We start from the raw sequence: 21,398 nt of genomic DNA, 5'->3' as shown, positions 1-21,398 counted from the left end.
GATAAATTTATAAAAACGCAAATAAAATTAAGGCTCATAAATGCCTTATTTTCACTTAATACATTTCTTTCAAAAAATTATGAAAATTTATTTATTTATTTTATCTTTGTTCCTTATTGCGTGTAATAACCCAAAAGACACAAAAAAAGTGGAAGTTGTAAACCCACCATCACCCCCAACCATTATTACATCAAGTAACGTCCAAAAACTACTACGTGCCATTATGGGTACAGGTGAAGGTCTTCTTCGAGGAGTCAAATTTGGGGATGCAATTGCTGATGTGAAGAAAAAAGAAACTGTTGAACTTTTTGAAGAAGAAGATAGTCATATTGGCTATTCTTTTGATACAGAAAATCTCGAAACGGTTGATATTCTATATGAAAAAGACAAACAAAATCATGTAATAGGTATAGGTTTGGATATTTATATGAATACTGATTCCTCAAATGATAGTTTAAAAAATGAATTGAGTAACCAATTTACTATTCGTTACGGAAAACCATTACCAGATACGGATTTACCAACTTGGAAAATCAAACCTAATGGTCAAGTAACAATCAAAGTTGTTAAAAATAAATTAGATAGGGGTTTAGAAGTACGGTTTTCTCAACAACCTAAAGCTATATAAGATCTTTAATATCCCCATGACTTAAAAAAGTCATGGGGATATTTTTTGCTATTAAATCGATTATTCTTAAATTTTTCCTCATTTTAATTGTTGGTGTTTTTTATATTCTGCTGAATTTTATAAGTTTGTTCGCTTTAATTAAGGACAAACAGTTTTATGTCTTTTCTGATTTATTTATTGGAAAAAGAGATTAAGTATATTAAAGTCAATAATCGTTGTACAACAATCACAAGCCTACTTGTGCTTATTTCTAATAATCAAATCCAATATGATGGAAAGTAAGTCAAAATTAACCCTCGGTTTTTTACTGCTGGGATTTTTAACATTGAGTAGTTGTGAGGGACCAGAAGGGCCACAAGGAGCAAAAGGAGACCAAGGTATTCAAGGAGTGACTGGTGCTACTGGTGTAGCAGGTGCAACAGGGGCAGTTGGGGCAACGGGAGCGGTTGGAGCGACAGGTGCTACTGGAGCAATTGGAGCTACAGGTATTCAAGGAGTTACTGGTGCTACTGGAGCAACAGGAGCAGTAGGAGCGACAGGTGCTACTGGAGCAATGGGAGCTACAGGTCCCAAAGGCGATACAGGAGCAATAGGGCCAACAGGTCCAACAGGTCCAGCAGGCCCTGCAGGGTCTTCGGGGGGAACGGGTGGAAGTAACATAAATGTTATTTACTCAGATTGGTTTACACCTGCCGCTGCTGATTGGCAAAAAATAACAGAAAAAAATTATACTTATTCAATAAATGAGGCTAAGGCCACCCAAGAAATAATAGATAAAGGTGTGGTACTTGCGTATAGTCGTCAAACGGGTATTGGCCCTGCGTATTTATTACCATTGATGTTAGAAACGAATTCAGGACTTACCAACTATAATGTTTCGATAGCAGTTGGGAAAATCAATATAACTTTTGTTGAGTTATTAGATATTCAAGGCAAACCAGCTACAAGCCTACAGTTTCGCTATGTAATTATTCCAGGTGGAGAAAAATCAAGAAAGAGTATAGACTATTCAAACTTTAATGAAGTAGCAAAGGCGTTTGGTATTCCCAAATAAAAATTTTTGTTATTTATAAAGAAATATATCCCTTACAAAAGGCACATAAGAAGTGCCTTTTGTCGTTTTCTTACTATATTTGAATAATAAATTTCAGATACAATATGTTTAAAATAGGCAAAAAAAATCAATTTTTTAGAGTAAGCGTTTGTATTTTACTGCTATTTCCTTGCATGAGTTTTTCACAAAGATGTAATCATGCTAATGAAATTCAAACGCTTTATTCACAATTAGTTGCCACTGGCTTCGATACAAAAAAGCCCATTTCTTACCATTATTTTTTTATTGATAATGATCCACAAGCACTTGTTCTATTCAAAGAATTATTATTAAAACAAAACTATCGATTTGTAAATACTTCTAAAAAAGGGGATAAATATCAATTGGAAGTAGAAAAAACAGAGGCATTGAATGCCGAATCAGCAATGCAAGTGGGAAAAACACTAAATCAGTTGGCCAAAGCAAATAATATTGACATTTTTGATGGTTTTGAGCTTAAATCAGAAGAAAAAGAAGAGAGTTTTGCTGATTTTAAAGAGGAGGTTGAACAAATTCCTGTGCTAGAATTGTTTAAAAAAGGTATAGAACTTTATGATAAAAAAAACGACTTGAAAGCTCTTATAGTTTTTGACCGTTGTATCAAATTGGGAATTAATTCAGAGATGAGTTACTATAAACGGGGTAATTGTAAAACATCTTTGGGACAAATCACAGGTGCAATCGACGACTTAGAAAATACCTTACGATTGAATCCAAAACATTACGAGGCGAGTTTTAACTTAGGTGGTTTATATTTTGATGGTGCAAATTATGAGAAAGCAGCTACCTATTATCAAAAAGCTATTTTGCTCAATCCTCGTAGCGACAATGGGTTTTATCGTTTGGCGGCAACTTATCAAAAAATGGGTATGAAAAATGCAGCACTTCAAAACTGCCAAAAATCACTACAAATAAACCCCAATAACTCATACGCTAAAGAATTGATAGGTAGCTTGAAATGAGTTAATCATTTATTGGAGCTACCCTATGCTTATTGTTGCTTGAAACATTGTGCACAGTCCAATCAACTTTTTTTACAAATTCATGCTTTCTTACTGGACAATCTTGTTTGGTACAAATCGCACATGAGAAGTCAAGACATCCATCTGTATGAACAAATAGCTCAATACTTTCACCAAAATTATCTTTTACCAATTTGCTCAATTCATCAATTTCTCGGTGAGCTTCATGGACATTTAAGTACCAAGGCACGGTCAGGTGGCAATCAAGATGAAGTGTTCCACCATATTTTATGATACGAAGATTGTGCAAATCCACCCAATTTTCTCTTCTTGATCTTTGAAATAAGGCAATTACTTTATCTAATAAATCATCATCGGCTTCGTCCATAATTCCTGCAATCGAACTTCGCAAAATTTTGTATCCCGAAACAATGATGATGAGTGCAAATCCAAATGCTACAACGCTATCAATCCACGTATATTTTAGTAAAAAAATCAACACAAGACCGATAATAATACCGATTGTTGCATAAGTATCAGACTGCATGTGTTTGCCTGTGGCAATGAGTGCAAGTGAGTTATTTTGAGTCCCTTTTTTTACAGCATAAAAGCCTACTGCATAATTGATAAAAGCAGTGATTGCTACCAAATAAATACCATAATCAAGTTTAGAAATTTGATGTGGGTGTTTAAGATTATTAATGGCTTCATACATAATCAAAAAACTTGAAACAATCATCAAAGTTCCTTCGACAGCAGCCGATAAAAATTCAACTTTTCCATGTCCATAAGGGTGGTTTTGATCACGAGGGAGAGAAGAAAGATAAAGGCTATAAAGCCCAACGAGTCCACTGATTACATTGATCGTGTATTCTAAAGCATCGGTCAAAATTGCAACAGAATTGGTCAAATACCAAGCAATAATCTTTATCAAAAACAAAGCGATTGTTATTGATATAAGCCTTTTTTGGATGTTGTAATTTTCTAAGGATGTTCTCATTTATTTGCTTCTTTGGGCGAGCAAAGGTACGAAAAATTGCCACAGAAAGTGATTTTGTCAATTAAATAGCAAAAATTACCAGTTTTTATAAGGCAAAACAGATAAATTTGAGTTATAATATTTATCTTCTCCTGTCACCTCATTTTCAACCCAATTAGGTAAACCAAAAGTTTCATTTTCGCTTAGAAGCTCTATTTCTGCTACAATCAAACCAAGATTATCGCCCAAAAACTCATCTACTTCCCAAAGTTTATCATTGACTAAAACTTTGTATCGAATCTTTGTTAAGTCAGAAATTGCAAACATATCTAACAATTGTTCGGCTTCATCTTTTGGAATTTCATATTCAAATTCTGGCCTCGTTGCTCCTACCGAAAGCCCTTTGATGGTCAAGAAACTTTTGGTGTCGGTAACTCTTACACGAATGGTTTTATTGGGGTCGGTCAATAAATAACCCTGTCGAAAAAACTGCCCTTTGGGTTTGTCAGTTTGATTCCATTTTGCTTTGTTGACCAAGTATTTTTTTTCTATTTCGAGTGGCATGGAGATGATTTAAGAGTAATTTCTATTAATAATTAGGTAACTTTCTTCTTATTTTTTTTTAAAAGATAGAGGCTTTTAGTTTTCTTTAACCCAAATTTCATTGACTTTATCGCCTTTTGAGCTTTTGCCAGAATGTTGCCATTTGTTGTTTTCTACTTTTGCATCAAAGCCTAAGGAAGCTCCAACTCGGTTATTATCTCTTGAAAAAAACTCAATAGTTTCGGTATATTTCCCATCTTTCAAGGTGTAAGTGCCGCCACCTGTTCCAGTAAATTCTTTGGTTTCGGGGTTTATGGCCATCCATTGAAACCTTGTTTCCGAACAAATTTTTAAAGTTTTTCTCGCTCCACGCACCATTTCATACATTTTGCCATCTTGCCCTTCTCGGGCTGTTATTCGCCAATTTCCTGCTAATGTTTCTAAACCTGTATCAATGCGTTTCCATGTTGTTTTTGCCAGGTTTTCTATTGAAAAAGTGTTGCCATTTCGGATATATTTATAGGTAATTTTTGTTCCAACACTTTCGGGATGTTTGTCATTAAATTCGAGTGTTAATGTTAAACCATTGTTATTGATTTCATACAGGCCTCCATAAGTTCGGATATATACATTTTTCTCAAAAACAGCAATAGAAAGGTAATTTTGTGTAGCAATCATCACAGCTCTCTCATTTGAAGTATTATTTTCAGGCAACATTTCCCATGCACCTTGAAGTGTGCCAGCAATACTTTGAATAGAAAGCCCTAAAATAAAAAGAAAAAATAAAATCGTAGTTTTCATTGTTTGGTCAGTTGAATGTTGAGTTTTGCTTTACACAAAGATAGAAAATAAGCACTGATTCTATCAAAAATCTTAATTTATAGATAAAAAACAATCGCAAACTTATCCTTTCAATAAGATTTAACATTGGCTTAATATACCTAACGTTTTTTTAACCTTACCTTTGCATCATAAACAACAAATTACTACTTATGAGTCTTGCTCACCGTGTTTTAGTAGTTGATGACGAAGCCGATATTGTGGAGTTATTGAGTTATAACCTCGAAAAAGAAGGTTATAAAGTGGCTTCTGCCCCTGATGGCAAAAAAGCTATCGAAATTGCCAAGGAGTTTTTACCCGATTTAGTGATTCTGGACATTATGATGCCCCACCTTGATGGTATCGAAGTTGGACGAATGATTCGTGCTATGCCAGAATTGAAAAGTACCTACATACTTTATCTTACTGCTCGTTCAGAAGAATATTCTGAAATCGCAGCCTTTGAAGTTGGGGCTGATGATTATCTCAACAAACCGATTAAGCCTCGTGCGTTGATGAGCCGAATCAATGCGTTTTTCCGTCGTGAAGCTCAAAAAACCGACCCAACTGAAAACTTGGAGGTGGCAGGTTTGAATATCAATCGTTTAAATTATACAGTTACCAAGCCCGATGGAACTTTAATCGTTTTGCCAAAAAAAGAATTTGAATTGCTTTTCTTTCTTGCTCAACACCCTAATAAAGTATTTAGTCGTGATGAAATCTTACAGAAAATTTGGGGAATTGATGTTTATGTAGTTGAGCGTACGATAGACGTACATATACGTAAAGTACGTGAGAAAGTAGGCGAAAACTTCATTAGGACCCTCAAAGGGGTGGGATATATGTTTACTGACGAGAATTAATCCACAGACTTATCGTCTATAGTCTTGAAATAAACTATTTGCTGATACCTAATAATCAATTACTTTTGTTAAGCTATCGACCGTTGTCTTTTGATTATGGTCTAAAATTAAACGATCGACTGTCATTCATTGACAATCGACTAAGAAAATGTCTTTTAGCCCTCGAATTATTGCTTTTTTTCTTGCCGTTCTGATTACGCTCGTTTCGGTGGCATTTCTTAGTTTTGTGCCAGACGTAACAATCGCAATGCTTTTTGTCGTAGGGGTAGCTTGTTTTTTTGCTTCTTTTTTCTTTGTTTTCTACACAATTGATATTTTGGTTTTTCGAGAGGTTGACCAAATTTATAAAACCATTCAAAAACTTAAAATTCGTGATTTTGATATTTCACGAAAATCTTTGATTAAAAGTGTTAACCCTATCAAAAAACTAAATTCTGAAATTTCTACCTACGTTACAAAAAAACAAAACGAAATTGAAGAATTAAAAAAAATGGAGCAGTTCCGGCGAGAATTTTTGGCCGATGTTTCGCACGAATTAAAGACACCCATTTTTGCTGCCCAAGGTTTTATTCATACACTTATTGATGGGGCAAAAGAGGACCCCCAAACACTTGATAGATTTCTGAATCGTGCTGCTAAAAGTATTGATGGACTTGATGCTTTGGTACGTGATTTGGTGACGCTTTCGCAAGTAGAAAAAGGCGATTTGAAGATGCACTTTGAGGAAATAGACCTTAAACATATTACAGAGGAGATTTTTGAACAATTAGAAAATAAAGCTCATAGTCGAAAAGTAACATTGAAAATCAAACCAAAGGATTTAGAAAAAGCATTGGTAATGGCTGATAAACAGCGAATTACACAAGTTTTGACTAATTTGATTGATAATGGAATCAAATATGGACGAGAGCAAGGAAAAATAATTGTAGAGATTGAAGAAGAAAAAAAACATTTTCATATTTCGATAGAAGACGATGGCCCAGGAATTCCGCCAGAACATTTGTCTCGCATTTTTGAGCGTTTCTATCGAGTAGATAAAAGCCGCTCTCGTGATACTGGTGGCACTGGGCTTGGCTTGGCCATCGTGAAGCACATTCTGAATGCTCATAATTCTAAAATCACAGTAACCAGTAAAATTGATAAAGGAACAACGTTTAGTTTTAAGTTAAAAAAGGTAAGTTTTGACTTAGAAAAAGCCATAGATAGTTGATTAACAGACCATTCTTGTCAATCGTCAAGCGTAAATCGTAAATACTTTCTTAACTTTGCAGAAAAAAGCACCAAATAAGATGGAATACGATTTTGATTTTGATATTTTCGATAAGCAAGAAACCCCAAAAATAAAGAATTTAGTTAAAAACGTAAATTTCAAAGATTTAATTATTTTTGAAAATGATGACTATATTCTTATCAATAAACCTCCCTACTTGTCAAGTCTTGATGAGCGTACGCAAGATAAACACTATAGTATTTTACGTTTAGCTAAAGAATATTCTGATGATGCCCAACTTTGTCATCGCCTTGACAAAGAAACTTCGGGTGTGCTTGCCATCGCTAAAAATCCAGCAGCTTACAGAAGTTTAGCAATGCAATTTGAAGCCCGTGAGGTTACAAAACGTTATCATGCGGTGGTCAATGGTGTACATAGTTTTGAAGGTGTTTCTGTTTATTTACCAATTGCTCAGTTGAGAGACGGCACAGGCGTAAGAATTGACCGAGAAAAAGGCAAAATTGCCGAGACGATTTTTAATACGCTGAAAGTTTATCGTCATTATACTTTGGTCGAATGTATGCCTATTACAGGACGAATGCACCAGATTAGAGTGCATTTGCAATGCCTAAAAGCTCCAATTGTATGTGACCCTATGTATGGAGGTGATGATATTTTGCTTTCACAACTCAAAAGCAAAAACTTTAATCTCAAAAATGGGACAGAAGAGTTGCCACTTATCAGACGAGTGGCTCTGCATGCTCATTCGCTTACTTTTCGCTTATTAAATGACGAGGTGATAAAGATTGAAGCACCTTATCCAAAAGATTTTAATGTGTTGGTGAAGCAGTTAGATAAATTTAGTCGATAGCCAACAATATTATCAAAAAGGTTGAAAAGTGATGAGCTTTTCAACCTTTTTTTGTTTCCAATAGTGACTTCATAAAGTTTTTATAGTCAATCTTTATAAATAAAGAAACACAATGAAAATACGATTTTATGAAGATAGATTTATTTGTCGTAAATAAATGTTCAAAAAAGGCATTAAAAATTCTTTACGTACAAAGTTTTTTATGCCTTGTGTTCTATTGTTTATCTATATATTCTACTTTCTCTCAAACACGTACAAGACCAGAAATCAACTTGGATGAATTTATTCAACGAGTTTTTCCTGTTCAACAGGAAAATATCAATTACGACGACCTCTACGAATCGTTGTACCAATTATACCAAAATCCAATAGATTTGAATAATGCAACGGCAGAAGATTTAGCCTCGATTTATATGCTTTCTCAAATACAAATAAAAAATATCATAGAACATCGGCAGCAAAATGGCGATTTTCTAAGTATTTATGAACTTCAAGCTGTTCCAAATTTAGATTTAGAGACCATCAATCGGCTCTTACCTTTTGTGGTAGTAAAATATAAGTTTTCTGCAAATGACTTAAAAAATCGCTTAACGAATGCCACCGAACATTATTTAGTGCTACGAAGCGACCAAGTTGTAGAAAAAGCCAAAGGTTTTGAAGATGGAAAATATTTAGGTTCGCCTCAACACTTATATGCCCGTTATCGTTTGAGTCACCCAAAAGACTTTCAAGTTGGATTTATTGTTGAAAAGGATGCAGGCGAGAAAAACTATTTAGATTATTATACTTTTCATGTTCAATTACGCAACAAAGGACATTTGAAAAACTTAGTTTTGGGCGATTATCAAGTGCAATTTGGACAAGGATTGATTTGTTCGGCAGGTTTTTCTTTAGGAAAAGGTAGCGAGGCAATCGCAACTACTCGACGTAGTAATTTGGGTATTCGACCTTATGGTTCTTTGCTCGAAGGGGGCTATTTCAGAGGTGCTGCTATGACGCATCAATTAGGTAAAATCGACTTAACAGGCTTTTATTCTTTCACCAAAAGAGATGCAAGTGTTGATGAGGGCAATGGAGAAAAAGAAGACTATTTCAGCTCGATTCTGACAGGTGGTTACCACCGAACAGAAACAGAATTGGCTCGAAAAAATAAAATTTCAGAACAAAATATTGGATTAAATGCTACTTTTCGACTAAAAAATGGTCAAGTTGGAGCAACAATGCTCCATACACAATTTGATGCCATCATGCAGAGAAGCCCTGTTTTATATAATAAATTTGAGTTTTTGGGAAAACAGAACTTAGTTCTCGGTACGAACTTTACTTATACTTGGCAAAACTTCAATTTCTTTGGCGAAGCGGCTCGCTCAAGCAGCGGTGGGGTAGGAGTGATAGGCGGATTTGTAGCTGCCCTCAGCCGTCAAGTAGAATGGGCGGTGAATATTAGAAATTATGATAAAAATTTTCATAGTTTTTATGCCAATGCTTTAGGTGAAAGTAGCCGAACCATCAATGAGAAAGGTATTTATTGGGGCTTGAAATATACACCAAAAAAAGGTTTAATTTTCAGTGCTTTTTATGACCGATTCAAATTTCCGTGGCTAAGATATTTGGTTGATGCTCCATCAGATGGGTTTGATTATTTACTCAGAATGACTTATCAGCCGAACAAAAAAATGTTGTTTTTTACTCAATATCATGAAGAGCATAAAGGTAAAAATATGCCTAATAATGCAACCGTTACAGATTTGGTCGTAAACACAAAGAGGCAAAGCATTTTGGCAAATTTTGAATATGCTATCAATCGAACTTTCAAAACTCAAACCCGTGTGCAAATGAATACGTTTCAGTATGTAAATGCTTTACAGTCAAAAGGTTATGTGATTATGCAAGATATAGAAGGTTCAATCAAACGCTTGCAATTGAAAGGTCGATTGGCATATTTCAGCACAGATGATTATGATTCAAGAATCTATACTTATGAAAATGACGTGCTTTATGCTGTTTCTTTACCCGCATATTACGGTAAAGGGTTTCGTACTTATGTAATTGCTCGCTATGGTATCAACCGCAATATAGATTTATGGTTTCGATGGGCTCGTACCCAACTAAGTAATGTTTCCTCAATTGGAAGTGGTACTGATGAGATAAGTGTTCCGCACAAGACGGATATAAAAGTTCAGGTAAAATACCAGTTTTAAACTGTAGAACGGAGTTCCTACTCCGTTGTTACACAGCATAAAAAACGGAGTAGGAACTCCGTTCTACAATCCTTGTGTACTCATACCGATTTCGTTTAAAATTCTTCTAAATTCCTCATTCATTGGAGCTTTGATATACATATTTTCTCCAGTAATTGGATGAATAAAACTCAACTCACTTGCATGTAAAAGCATGGTATTTAATCCAAATTTTTGCTCAAACATTTTATTGTGCTTACATTCTCCGTAGGTTTTATCTCCAATTAAATAATGACGTAATTGAGCAAAATGTCTTCTAATTTGGTGCATTCTGCCCGTTTCTGGTGTAATTTCTGCCAATGAATACCTTGATTTGGGGTATCGACTTACTTCAATATCTAATTCGACTTGTTGTAAACAACGAAAATGTGTAATGGCATCTTGAAAGCCACCTTTTTCTTTTTCCAGTGGTCGGTCGGCTGTACCCGATTCGGGTAAATAACCTCTTACCAAAGCCAAATATTTTTTCCGAACAGAATGATTTTCAAACTGTTTTTTTATCTCTTTATCAGCTTCTGTCGAAAGAGCAAAAAGTAGTACCCCAGAAGTTTTTCTATCAATTCGATGGCAAGGACTTACCCAACAATTCAGTTGGTCACGAAGCAATTGTAAGGCAAAAACACTTTCGTCGGCGGCTATTGATGAGCGATGAACTAATAAATTATGTGGTTTATTAATGGCAACCAAATGATCGTCTTGGTACAGAATGGGGAGTATTATATTTTGCATGAAAGCGTCAACGAATGAGATTTTAAATATGATAATCGACTAATCCTGCAATGGGCGTTTCTAAAATTTTCCCAATACGAACTCCTTGACTATCAGCTATTTTTGTTAATAATTTTTTGTAATAAAAAGCAACAGAACCAACAAAGTTTATATTTACTTCATGGCACATGGGATATTTCAAAATGTATTTTTCAAAAAACTCAAGAAAACATCGTTCTACTAAATCATGACAAAAAACATGATCAAGATTATCAAATAAAAATTTTGAAAAAGAGGCAAAATACCGATTTGGAAAAGGTTTATGGTAGGCATTTTCAAGAACCGTTAGTCTATCCATTATGCCATATTTTTCTTCAAATTTTGTTCGAATTTCAAGGGGCATTTCTTTGTGTAAATAACTTAAAATCAGGTTTTTACCCAAATGTCCACCACTTCCTTCATCACCCAACCAAAATCCTAAAGGTGGCACTTGAAAGCCAGTTTTTTGTCCGTCAAAATAGATAGAATTTGAACCCGTTCCTAAAATACAAGCAATGCCAGCACTTCGTCCACAAGCTGCTCGTGCAGCACCCACCACATCGCTATATGCTTCAATTTGCGAGCAAGTTGGAAAAACTTTTAAAATCGCATCTTTGATAACACCTGCTTTTTCATCATTTGTTACCCCAGTTCCGTAATAAAACACTTGATTTATTTCGCCTTGGCAAATAGGCAAAAGATTGATTGATAGTTCGTTAGCTATCGAATCAGCATCTTGGTAGTAAGGATTAAAGCCTACGGTTTGGGTTTGTCCAACCACTACGTTTTGGTCTAAAATCCGCCAATCGGTTTTGGTCGAGCCACTATCTGCGATAAGAATCATGTAAAAAGATGTTTGCTTTGATGATTTGGGCGTAAATATCCGAAATGTAGCACAGGTTTCCAATCTGTTCGTCAATCAAGAACAATAAAAACAATTTTTAGGCTAACAAGTTAAATACTTGTGTTAGAGATAAATTAAAACATAATAATTTCAATATTTTATTTCACGAATTCAATAAAATAAGCTATTATCTAAAAACAAGAAACCTTTAAACTTAAAAAATGTTTAAATTCGCAACACAAGCAACATTACCACTCACGGAATCATGGCAGAAGCATCGGAAAAGTCACTAAATTTTATTGAACAAATCATCGAAGATGACCTCGCAACAGGCAAAAATAATGGCCGAGTTTTGACTCGTTTCCCACCCGAACCTAACGGATATTTGCATATTGGTCATGCTAAATCTATCTGTTTGAATTTTGGTGTTGCCCAGAAATATGGTGGAAAAACCAACCTACGCTTTGATGACACCAATCCTGTCACCGAAGAAACCGAATATGTAGAATCAATCAAGGCTGATGTGAAATGGTTAGGCTTCGATTGGGCAGAAGAATTATATGCTTCTGACTACTTTGACAATCTTTATGAGTTTGCTAAAAAGCTCATAAATAAAGGTTTGGCTTATGTGGACGACAGCACTTCGGAAGAGATGGCAGCCATGAAAGGCACGCCAACAATGCCTGGAATGAATAGTTCATATCGAAGCAGAAGCATTGAAGAAAATGCTGAATTGTTTGAGCGTATGAAAAATGGCGAATTTGCCGAAGGTACACGAGTGCTTCGAGCAAAAATTGATATGGCATCAACCAATATGTTGATGCGTGATCCTGTTATTTATCGTATCAAGTTCGCTACCCATCATCGTACTGGTGATAAATGGTGTATTTATCCAATGTACGATTTCGCACATGGTCAGTCTGATTCCATTGAAGAAATTACGCACTCAATCTGTACTTTAGAGTTTGTTCCTCACCGTGAATTATATGATTGGTGCATCGAAAATTTAGAAATTTTCCCTTCAAAACAATACGAATTTGCACGTTTAAGCCTCTCTTATGCGATTACGAGTAAGCGAAAATTGTTGCAATTGGTAAATGATAACTATGTGACAGGTTGGGACGACCCACGAATGCCAACAATTTCCGGAATGCGTAGAAGAGGCTATACTCCTGAAGCGATTCGTGAGTTTTGTGAAAGAATTGGTGTGGCAAAACGTGACAATTTGATAGATGTAAGTTTACTGGAATTTTGTGTTCGTGAGCATCTTAATAAAATAGCTACACGCGTAATGGCAGTTCTTGACCCTTTAAAGGTAATCATTACAAATTATCCAGAAGGAAAAGTGGAAGAACTAACAACCGAAAATAACCCAGAAGACCATGATAGCGGCACAAGGATAATGCCGTTTAGCCGTGAGATTTGGATTGAGAAAGATGATTTCATGGAAAATCCATCGAAAAAATATTTCCGTCTTGCTCCAGGTTTAATGGTTCGATTGAAAAGTGCCTACATTGTTCGTTGTGATGAAGTGATAAAAAATGCTGCTGGGGAAGTGATAGAACTTCATTGTTCTTATATCGAAAACTCGAAAAGTGGACAAGATACTTCGGGGATTCCAGTAAAAGGAACGATTCATTGGGTATCTGCTGCTCAAGCAATAGAGGCAGAAATCAGACTATACGACCGACTTTTCAAGGTAGAAGACCCAAGTCGTGAAGATGGTGATTTTAAAGAATATATTAACCAAGATTCTTTACAAACCATTACAGCTTTTGTAGAGCCAAGTTTAGCAACTGCTTCATTATCAACACCTTATCAGTTTTTAAGAAAAGGGTATTATTGCTTAGACCAAGATTCTACTCCCGAAAAATTGGTGTTTAATCGCACCGTTGGTTTGCGTGATACATGGGCGAAAGAGGCTGGAAAGTAACATTTGCTTAAAGAAAAAAATATTAAATTCCCCGAAAGATTTTATTATATTTCGGGGAATTTCGGTTTTTATAAAAGAAATATTACTCATCAAACATACCATTCCAAACAAAAAAACGTTATTAGACACAACAATTAAATTTCACAACGATATGAAAAATAAAATCATCGGAATTCTAACATTTATAGCTATATCTACAGCTTCGTTTGCTCAAACAGCTGATGCAGTTTTTGATAAATACTTTGAGGCTACTGGGGGAAAAACTCTTTGGCGTGGTGTTACTACTTATTCTATGAAACAATCGTATCGTGGAAATTCAGCCGCAGATTATGACATGGAAATTAAAGGTTCATTTGCCGATGCTTCATTATACAAAGCTAAAACAATTTTGAAAAGAACCTTTATTTATGGTGTTAAAGGAACAGAAGGTTGGTTGAAAGTGCCACTTGGAAGTAGTGATAAAGCTACTCAATATGAAACCAAAGACCTTAGTGAAAAAGAACAATTAAACATGCGTAGAGAACTAAAAGAGACACTTTTACCTTTTTTAGATTATCAAGATAAAGGATACATAGCAACATTGGTTGGAAGCGAAACAATGAATGACTCAAAAGTAAGCCAAGTTGAACTTAGTGGAAATGGAATCAAATACAACCTATATTTTGATGATGTTACCGGGCTTTTGGTAAGAAAAAAATTGACATTGGCTAACAAAGAAGTAATTACCGAAGATTATACTAAATATGCAGATTCGGCTTATGGCATCAAATACCCGTCTGAATCAACTTATTTGAGTAGCGTTGATAAGCGAACGATAAAATTGACAACTAATGTGGTTTTCAATGATAAAATAGGGGCAGAGTTTTTTAGTCGCTAAGCTTAAATCAAAATATCATGCCTCTCAATTTTTTGAGAGGCTTTTTTTTGCTTAAATTAGATGTGAGATTCTGGATTCGAGAAATGAGATTTTCCGAATCCCATATCCTATATCTCACTTCTCGAATCCAAAATAATTTTTTCAAACCCATTCCAACCAAAATTAATTAAATAGGGTCTTTCTAATATAACCCTAATTAAATCCATACGGTTGGATAAAAAAATGCCCTTTTCATGTACAGCGAACAAGATTTAGTACAGGCTTGTATTCGCCAAGAACGCCTCGCTCAGCGGCAACTTTATTCGCAATATGCGAGTAAGTTGTTTGCTACGGCTATGCGTTACATGAAAAATAAAGCAGATGCTGAAGATGTTTTACAAGATTCATTTATAAAAATTTATCAAAAACTAACTGCATTTCGCTTTGATTGCCCTTTAGAAGCATGGCTCAGAAAGATTGTCGTTAATACAGCTTTAAAGGCATTGCAAAATCAACCCAATTGGATGCAACATACTGACAGCCAAATGGTTAGCGATGAAATAGAGCAGGAAGAGTTCACACTTTCAGGTTTCCAGTTTGAGCAATTGATGGAGATTGTTCAGAGTTTACCCGATGGTTGTCGTACTATTTTTAACCTTTATGCCATTGAGGGATACCAACATAACGAAATTGCAGCCATGCTTGGCGTCTCGGAGGGAACTTCAAAATCTCAATATTCAAGAGCCAGAACATTGTTACAAGCAAAATTAAAAAACAGAGAAGTGCTGCATTCTCCAACACGAAATGAAAGCTAAAAAACACAAAATATAATTTGTGTTGAAATATAAATGGAACCACTAAGACAAAATAATTTTGAAAAAGAATGGCAAAAAGCGTTTGAAAATGCCTCAATTTCTCCTCCTACCGATATGTGGGATAAAATTGAGCGAGAATTAGAACACAAAAAACGCCGCCCTTTCTTATTTATTCTCCGTCCTTCAGCAATTGCTTCGGGTGTGGCTGCTGCCTTGGTTTTGGTTTTAGGGGGATTGTTTTTCTTGAATAAGAATACTGGAAATATATCGGTTCAAAATTTATCTAAAACAAACTCAACACCAGAGTCAACTGTGGCAAAAGTCAATCCAAGCGATAAAAAAATAATAAATGAACTGCCAAATTCAAGTGAAATTATTTCCACTAATGAAGCATTAGCCTCCGTCGAAAAACCTATCCAAGTTGCAACTGATTTTAATAGTAAAAATCAAAATAAATTAAGTCATTTCTCAAATAAATTAAAGTTTCAGCATAAAAATAATAATGTTGAAAAACCAATGTCTATGGCAATGGCGAAAGCGGATTTGCCTAAGGACAATACTAATGATTTAAATAGTGTAGAAGAGATTCAAAGTGTTGACAATCAACATATTATCAGTAGAAATGAAACTATATTAGCGGAGAATTATCGCAATTTACCTACAGAAATGAATACCTTGAAAGGTAAAGATTACACTTATTTTGGAAGTAGCAAAACACTCAAACGAAATAAATTAGTATTTGATTATGAAGTATCAGAGGCTCCCATAATTGCTTCAAACGAATCAAAATACTGGGTGGGAATTCAGTCTGGCGTATCCCCATTTGACCCAAATATGAAATTGGGTGGACTGAATACTTTTGCTTTGGAAGCGGCTGATGCTTTTGCAAAAGCTTCCAATAGTCCAACAACACCCAATATGGGAGCTGTCGCAGGACAAACCCCAGGAAATGTAGTAGTTTCTCATCCTCAAAATGCAATCAAGGCGGGTGTTGGAACAAATACAGGTTTTGCTTTTGGTTATAAAGTAGCCCAAAAATGGAATATTGAGAGTGGTATTCGGTATTTACGTGGTAATTCTACTTTGCAAAGTAATACTTATGCCTTTCAACAAAATGGTTATGTAAATACTTTTTTAGCAGATTATTTGTTGCAGAATTCGAGTAATAACAAGACTGTTCTTGCCCAAAATCCAATCAATACAGTAGTTGCAGATGCTTCGCAATTCAATAATCGCTATGAATATTTGATGATTCCAATGCAATTAGGTTATGAAATAGGCTTGTCTAAAAAACTGGGTTTAAATATTTTAGCAGGTATTTCAACTGATATTTTCTTGCAAAATACAATTGCTAATGATAATACTTTTGTACAGGAGAAAAGTACGATTAATAGTGCCAATAATATATACAAACCATTGAATGTCAGTGGTTTAGGAGGAGTGCGTGCAAGCTATTTACTAAGCAAACACTGGCAAGTAAACATAGGAAGTTCTTATCAACATTCTTTGTTTTCAGGTATTAATTCATCTACTGCACTACAAATGCGAATCCGAATGTTGGGTGTAAATTATGGTTTAAATTATCGTTTTTAATTGGGTAGAGACGCATTGCAATGCGTCTCTTTGGTATAAATATTTGTATTAGATTTAATTTATTTTTCGTCGCCAATAGACGAATTGCAATGAATCATTGTTTATAATTTATTTTTACTCATATATTCTAAATACTTCACAATTTCGATTGCTTCTGCTGGCTTAATTCCTAATTTTGGCATTTTTACATCATTTCTATAGCTGGCAGGATTTTGAATAAATGCTTTCAAATCGTCTGTTTTCCAATACTCAGTTACATTTTTAGGAAAATTCAATTCTGGCCCCATTTTTCCACCGATTTTATTAATAGCATGACAAGTTTGACAATATTTTTTAAATAAATTATAGCCAGTCATTGCCGTAGCGTCTTTGGGAACAAGTATAGCATCGTTTTCATGTAGCGGTGCAAGATGAATTTTTACCAAATTATATGGCCATTTATAATCGACATCTTTTGGTGAAACGCCTTCATAAACAATATAAAAAGGCTCCATCTTTACATCCTGACCATTCTTCAAAAGTTGCTCCCATTCGCGGTCTTTGGGGGCATCAACATCACTTATGGCCAAAAATGCCTTTGCTGAAAGCAGTTTTTCAAGAGGCATTTCAGGCTTATAACCATCTTCGCACTCAAAAACCACTTTGGTATCGGCAGCATTCAATTTTTTTATCGACGAAAACTTTTCTAAGATTTCCTTCAAAGATAGAGCGTTAAACTTTTTAGCTTTATGATAAACAGGGTCTTCATTAACTGTTACGATTTGTGTATTTTTTAACAAATCTTTGGCTTTTAAATCTATCAAATCTATGTCAAGGGTATCGCTTGCAGTAGATTCAGTCTTTTCTAATATCGCCACCTGTAAAGAATCTGTTCGAGTTGATTTTGGATTATTACAGGAAATGTAAAATATTGATAATGTAATGCTTAAAGCTATTTTTTTCATAATTTAATTAAATTGTTTTTTTCAAAAGTAAACTTAAAATTAGTGTAAAATCTCTGTTTTTTGTTTTTCCCCTGAAAAAAACATTATCTTTAACCTTAAATTTAAAACTTGACCTATGAAAAAACTAAACTTGAGGAAAAAAATCCTCCTGCTCTTGCTGGGCATTACCGCCTCATTTGCATCCACTGCTCAATGGCAAATTTCTGCCAAAAATTTCGACCCCAATAATTATTACGGTGTTACAGTTGCCAATGGAATGATTGGAATCATTTCATCGCCCGACCCACTAAAGGTAAAAGAAATCGTTTTAAATGGCACATTTGACACTTATGGACGTGGACGTGTGGCAAATATCATGAAAGCTTTTGAGTTTGCTAACATGGAGCTAATTGTTGATAACGAAATGATTAACCGTAAGAATATCAGCAATTTTGTTCAAACAATTGATATGCAAAATGCTATTTTCACGACAACTTTTGATTTAGGGAATAAAGTTTCTGTCAAATCTAATATTTTGGCACTCAGACAATTACCACACACAGCTTTGATTGAGATGGAAATCACAGCAAAGCAAGATATTGAATTTACGCCTATCAGCATTATGCAAACGCCTGATATGTTGCGTGATGTACAGAATTTTTACCACACCATCGACCGACCACATTCGCTGATTCCGTTGATGACTTCGGTAGCTAAAACACCCACAGGCAAACATACAATTGCTGCTTCCAATTCTTTTTTGTTTGAAGAAGAACGTGGAAAAGAACCACAACTGATTCATGAAGAATGGGACAATGGTATGCACCGAATGAAATTTACTAAAAAACTAAAAGCTGGTGAAACCTATAAGTTTTCAGTAGCTGGTTCGGTTATCTCAACAGCTCATGTGAGTGATCCACACAATGAAGCTGAGCGTTTGACGATCTTTGCGGCACTCGAAAAACGAGAGCGTTTATTGAAAAAACACAAAGAAGCATGGGCAAAATTGTGGGAATCAGATATTGTGATAGAAGGAGACGACGAAGCACAACGGGCCGCACATTTCTCATTGTATAATCTTTATTCTTATTGTAGAGAAGGACAAGCATATAGTCTTTCACCAATGGGATTGTCGGGTTTAGGGTATAATGGACACGTTTTTTGGGATACTGAAATTTGGATGTATCCTCCAATATTAGCATTGCACCCAGAAATGGCGAAATCATTACTTGAGTATCGTTTCCAACGCCTTGAAGCTGCCAAAACTAACGCCAAAGAACACGGTTATCAAGGAGCCATGTTTCCGTGGGAATCTGATGATACTGGACAAGAGGCTACGCCTGTTTGGGCATTGACTGGCCCGTTTCAACATCATATTACAGGCGATATTGGTTTTGCTTTTTGGAAATATTATCAAGTAACAAAAGATAAATCTTGGCTAAAAGATAGAGGGTATCCAATGCTAAAAGAAGTTGCTGATTTTTGGACGAGTAGGGTAGAGAAAGGTACTGATGGGAAATATCATATTATCAATGTAGTATGTGCTGACGAATGGGCAGAAAATGTTGATGATAATGCTTATACTAATGGAATGGCAAAAGAGGTATTGGGCTATGCTAATCAAGCTGCAAAAGAATTGGGCTTGCCAGAAAATCCCAAATGGAAAGAAGTACAAGATGGTATTATAATTTTGAAGTTTCCAGATGGCACTACTCGTGAACATGCCAGCTATAATGGCGAATTAATCAAACAAGGTGATGTAAATTTATTATCTTACCCAATGAAGCAAATTGTTGATAATCAGACGATTAAAAAAGATTTAGATTATTATTGGAAAGTTCTTGCCGATAATCAACCAGGTAGAAAAGGGCAAAGTCCTGCAATGGCTCATGGTGTTTTTTCTATTTTAAATGCACGTTTGGGTGATACTGAAACTGCCTATAAACAATACATCGATAGTTACAAACCAAATGAAGCTCCTCCATTTGGTGTTTTAGCTGAGACAGCAGGAGGAACTAACCCGTATTTTGCCACTGGAGCAGGAGGTTATTTACAAACATTGATCAATGGCTGGGGAGGTTTGGATATTACCGATGCAGGAATTATTCAACTAAAAACCAAACTTCCGAAACAATGGAAATCATTGACTATCAAGGGTGTTGGTGTTGAGAAAAAGACTTTTTCTGTGAAGTAAATTGACTTTTCTAAGAAAAAAACTCCGTCTTTATCAAACGGAGTTTTTTTGTGCTATTTTTATAGCATCTAACGACTATATGAAAATGCCACTAAGTATCCCTGCTCTCGGACAAGAAGTTTATCAAGAATTTTCAAATATTCTCTCTTATTGGATAAACTATTCAATAGATGAAGAAAAAGGTGGATTTTATGGGCGTGTGACGACTGATAATCGACCTGTTCCTAACGAACCCAAATCTATAGTAATTAATAGCCGTATTCTATGGACATTTTCTACTGCTTATATTCTTTTCCGAAAGCAAAACTATTTGGCTGTTGCTACGAGGGCATTTAATTACATCGAAAAATATTTTATTGATAGAGAAAACGGAGGCGTTTATTGGTCGGTCAATGCTGACGGTTCGCCTCTTGAACGCAAAAAACAGATGTATGGGCATGCTTTTGCGATTTATGGTTTGAGCGAATTTTATCGAGCGACCAGACAAGCAAATGCTTTAGATTTGGCTATTGAACTTTATAACTTAGTCGAAAAACATAGCTTCGACCCTAAGAATGGTGGGTATATCGAAGCATTTGCACCCAATTGGTCACCAACCAATGATTATATTTTGAGTAAAGGCGACGATCGGAAATCAATGAACACGCATTTACATCTATTAGAAGCCTATACGAACCTTTATCGTGCTTTCCCAGATGTAGGCCTGCGGCTGCAACTCAAAAAGATGTTAAGCTCGTTTACCGACCATATCATTGCTAATAACCGCATGAGGTTATTCTTTGATGAACAATGGAATGTTAAAAGTCCAGAAATTTCGTATGGACATGATATTGAAGCTTCGTGGCTTTTGTGGGAGGCGGCCGAAGTGTTAGATGATAAGCCACTTATAGTAAAAATAAAAGATCTTTCTATCAATATGGCAAAAGCTGCTGCTGATGGTTTGGCAGCAGATGGAGGATTAAATTATGAGTTAAATGTGGCAACAAATCATCTTAATACGAATAAAGATTGGTGGGTACAGGCAGAGGCAATGGTAGGATTTTATAATGCTTATCAATTAACAGGAAAAGTAAATTATTTGGAAAAAGCCACCAATTCTTGGGAATTTATCAAGAAATATTTGATTGATAAAGAACACGGCGAATGGTTTTGGGGTGTGAAAGACGACCATTCGGTTTATAACAAAGACAAGGTAAGTTTCTGGAAATGTCCTTACCACAATGCTCGTGCTTGCTTAGAAATTTGGCGAAGAACGGAAGGGTGAAATTTTGATTTACGATTTTTG

General features: G+C 35.3%; 19 protein-coding genes. 13 read left to right on the top strand and 6 right to left on the bottom strand.

Features of this window, described 5'->3' with window-relative positions; all coding sequences use genetic code 11:
• The first annotated feature begins 79 nt into the window (after window positions 1–79).
• The 3 genes from ACQUQZ_RS21875 to ACQUQZ_RS21865 all read left to right on the top strand — a co-directional run bounded on the left by ACQUQZ_RS21875 (window position 80) and on the right by ACQUQZ_RS21865 (window position 2,683).
• The gene (locus ACQUQZ_RS21875) at window positions 80–628 is read left to right on the top strand and encodes a hypothetical protein (protein ID WP_435357224.1); all 549 of its coding nucleotides are present in this window, start codon (window positions 80–82) and stop codon (window positions 626–628) included.
• Between the two features lie 271 nt (window positions 629–899).
• Window positions 900–1,682, top strand: coding sequence for a hypothetical protein (locus ACQUQZ_RS21870; protein ID WP_435357223.1), 783 nt, complete (start codon window positions 900–902; stop codon window positions 1,680–1,682).
• A gap of 173 nt (window positions 1,683–1,855) precedes the next feature.
• Window positions 1,856–2,683, top strand: a complete 828-nt coding sequence (locus ACQUQZ_RS21865; protein WP_435357222.1) for a tetratricopeptide repeat protein — start codon at window positions 1,856–1,858, stop codon at window positions 2,681–2,683.
• A gap of 1 nt (window position 2,684) precedes the next feature.
• On the opposite strand, the gene ACQUQZ_RS21860 is transcribed toward ACQUQZ_RS21865, so the two are convergent.
• The 3 genes from ACQUQZ_RS21860 to ACQUQZ_RS21850 form a co-directional block, all read right to left on the bottom strand.
• Window positions 2,685–3,683 carry a cation diffusion facilitator family transporter gene (locus ACQUQZ_RS21860; RefSeq protein WP_435357221.1) on the bottom strand — a complete coding sequence of 333 codons (999 nt, stop codon included), beginning with the start codon at window positions 3,681–3,683 and terminating at the stop codon, window positions 2,685–2,687.
• Window positions 3,684–3,758: 75 nt separating this feature from the next.
• The gene (locus ACQUQZ_RS21855; protein ID WP_435357220.1) at window positions 3,759–4,226 is read right to left on the bottom strand and encodes a CYTH domain-containing protein; all 468 of its coding nucleotides are present in this window, start codon (window positions 4,224–4,226) and stop codon (window positions 3,759–3,761) included.
• A 75-nt stretch (window positions 4,227–4,301) separates the two neighbouring features.
• Window positions 4,302–5,006, bottom strand: coding sequence for a membrane or secreted protein (locus ACQUQZ_RS21850; protein WP_435357219.1), 705 nt, complete (start codon window positions 5,004–5,006; stop codon window positions 4,302–4,304).
• Between the two features lie 191 nt (window positions 5,007–5,197).
• Between ACQUQZ_RS21850 and ACQUQZ_RS21845 the strand changes: the two genes are divergently transcribed.
• From ACQUQZ_RS21845 to ACQUQZ_RS21830, 4 genes are all read left to right on the top strand, one after another.
• Entirely contained in the window at window positions 5,198–5,887 is a 690-nt protein-coding gene (locus ACQUQZ_RS21845) for a response regulator transcription factor (RefSeq protein WP_435357218.1), read from the top strand.
• 148 nt (window positions 5,888–6,035) lie between these two features.
• Window positions 6,036–7,097 (top strand): sensor histidine kinase, encoded by a 1,062-nt coding sequence (locus ACQUQZ_RS21840; protein ID WP_435357217.1) that lies wholly within the window; start codon window positions 6,036–6,038, stop codon window positions 7,095–7,097.
• 79 nt (window positions 7,098–7,176) lie between these two features.
• Window positions 7,177–7,968 (top strand): RluA family pseudouridine synthase, encoded by a 792-nt coding sequence (locus ACQUQZ_RS21835; RefSeq protein WP_435357216.1) that lies wholly within the window; start codon window positions 7,177–7,179, stop codon window positions 7,966–7,968.
• A 272-nt stretch (window positions 7,969–8,240) separates the two neighbouring features.
• Window positions 8,241–10,169, top strand: a complete 1,929-nt coding sequence (locus ACQUQZ_RS21830) for a ComEA family DNA-binding protein (protein WP_435357215.1) — start codon at window positions 8,241–8,243, stop codon at window positions 10,167–10,169.
• Window positions 10,170–10,232: 63 nt separating this feature from the next.
• Here the strand turns inward: ACQUQZ_RS21830 and ACQUQZ_RS21825 are convergent, their stop codons facing one another.
• Window positions 10,233–10,937, bottom strand: a complete 705-nt coding sequence (locus ACQUQZ_RS21825) for a pseudouridine synthase (protein WP_435357214.1) — start codon at window positions 10,935–10,937, stop codon at window positions 10,233–10,235.
• Between the two features lie 22 nt (window positions 10,938–10,959).
• Window positions 10,960–11,799 carry an N-acetylglucosamine kinase gene (locus tag ACQUQZ_RS21820; protein WP_435357213.1) on the bottom strand — a complete coding sequence of 280 codons (840 nt, stop codon included), beginning with the start codon at window positions 11,797–11,799 and terminating at the stop codon, window positions 10,960–10,962.
• 265 nt (window positions 11,800–12,064) lie between these two features.
• On the opposite strand from ACQUQZ_RS21820, the gene ACQUQZ_RS21815 reads away from it, so the two are divergent.
• The 4 genes from ACQUQZ_RS21815 to ACQUQZ_RS21800 all read left to right on the top strand — a co-directional run bounded on the left by ACQUQZ_RS21815 (window position 12,065) and on the right by ACQUQZ_RS21800 (window position 16,996).
• Window positions 12,065–13,732 (top strand): glutamine--tRNA ligase/YqeY domain fusion protein, encoded by a 1,668-nt coding sequence (locus ACQUQZ_RS21815; protein ID WP_435357212.1) that lies wholly within the window; start codon window positions 12,065–12,067, stop codon window positions 13,730–13,732.
• Between the two features lie 151 nt (window positions 13,733–13,883).
• Window positions 13,884–14,609, top strand: a complete 726-nt coding sequence (locus ACQUQZ_RS21810) for a hypothetical protein (RefSeq protein ID WP_435357211.1) — start codon at window positions 13,884–13,886, stop codon at window positions 14,607–14,609.
• A 233-nt stretch (window positions 14,610–14,842) separates the two neighbouring features.
• Window positions 14,843–15,403 carry an RNA polymerase sigma factor gene (locus ACQUQZ_RS21805; RefSeq protein WP_435357210.1) on the top strand — a complete coding sequence of 187 codons (561 nt, stop codon included), beginning with the start codon at window positions 14,843–14,845 and terminating at the stop codon, window positions 15,401–15,403.
• A gap of 33 nt (window positions 15,404–15,436) precedes the next feature.
• The gene (locus ACQUQZ_RS21800; RefSeq protein WP_435357209.1) at window positions 15,437–16,996 is read left to right on the top strand and encodes an outer membrane beta-barrel protein; all 1,560 of its coding nucleotides are present in this window, start codon (window positions 15,437–15,439) and stop codon (window positions 16,994–16,996) included.
• A gap of 101 nt (window positions 16,997–17,097) precedes the next feature.
• Here ACQUQZ_RS21800 and ACQUQZ_RS21795 read toward each other — a convergent pair whose 3' ends face one another.
• Complete coding sequence (locus ACQUQZ_RS21795) at window positions 17,098–17,940, bottom strand: c-type cytochrome (RefSeq protein ID WP_435357208.1); 843 nt, start codon at window positions 17,938–17,940, stop codon at window positions 17,098–17,100.
• Window positions 17,941–18,055: 115 nt separating this feature from the next.
• Between ACQUQZ_RS21795 and ACQUQZ_RS21790 the strand changes: the two genes are divergently transcribed.
• Both ACQUQZ_RS21790 and ACQUQZ_RS21785 read left to right on the top strand, forming a co-directional pair.
• Entirely contained in the window at window positions 18,056–20,113 is a 2,058-nt protein-coding gene (locus ACQUQZ_RS21790) for a glycosyl hydrolase family 95 catalytic domain-containing protein (protein ID WP_435357207.1), read from the top strand.
• Between the two features lie 85 nt (window positions 20,114–20,198).
• Window positions 20,199–21,377, top strand: a complete 1,179-nt coding sequence (locus tag ACQUQZ_RS21785) for an AGE family epimerase/isomerase (protein ID WP_435357206.1) — start codon at window positions 20,199–20,201, stop codon at window positions 21,375–21,377.
• The last annotated feature ends 21 nt before the right edge of the window (window positions 21,378–21,398 follow it).

Source organism: Emticicia sp. SJ17W-69 (genome assembly GCF_051209875.1).
Taxonomy (GTDB): Bacteria; Bacteroidota; Bacteroidia; order Cytophagales; family Spirosomataceae; genus Emticicia.
The sequence above is the reverse complement of the archived record's forward strand: the minus strand, read 5'-3'. Positions and strand labels throughout refer to the sequence as shown.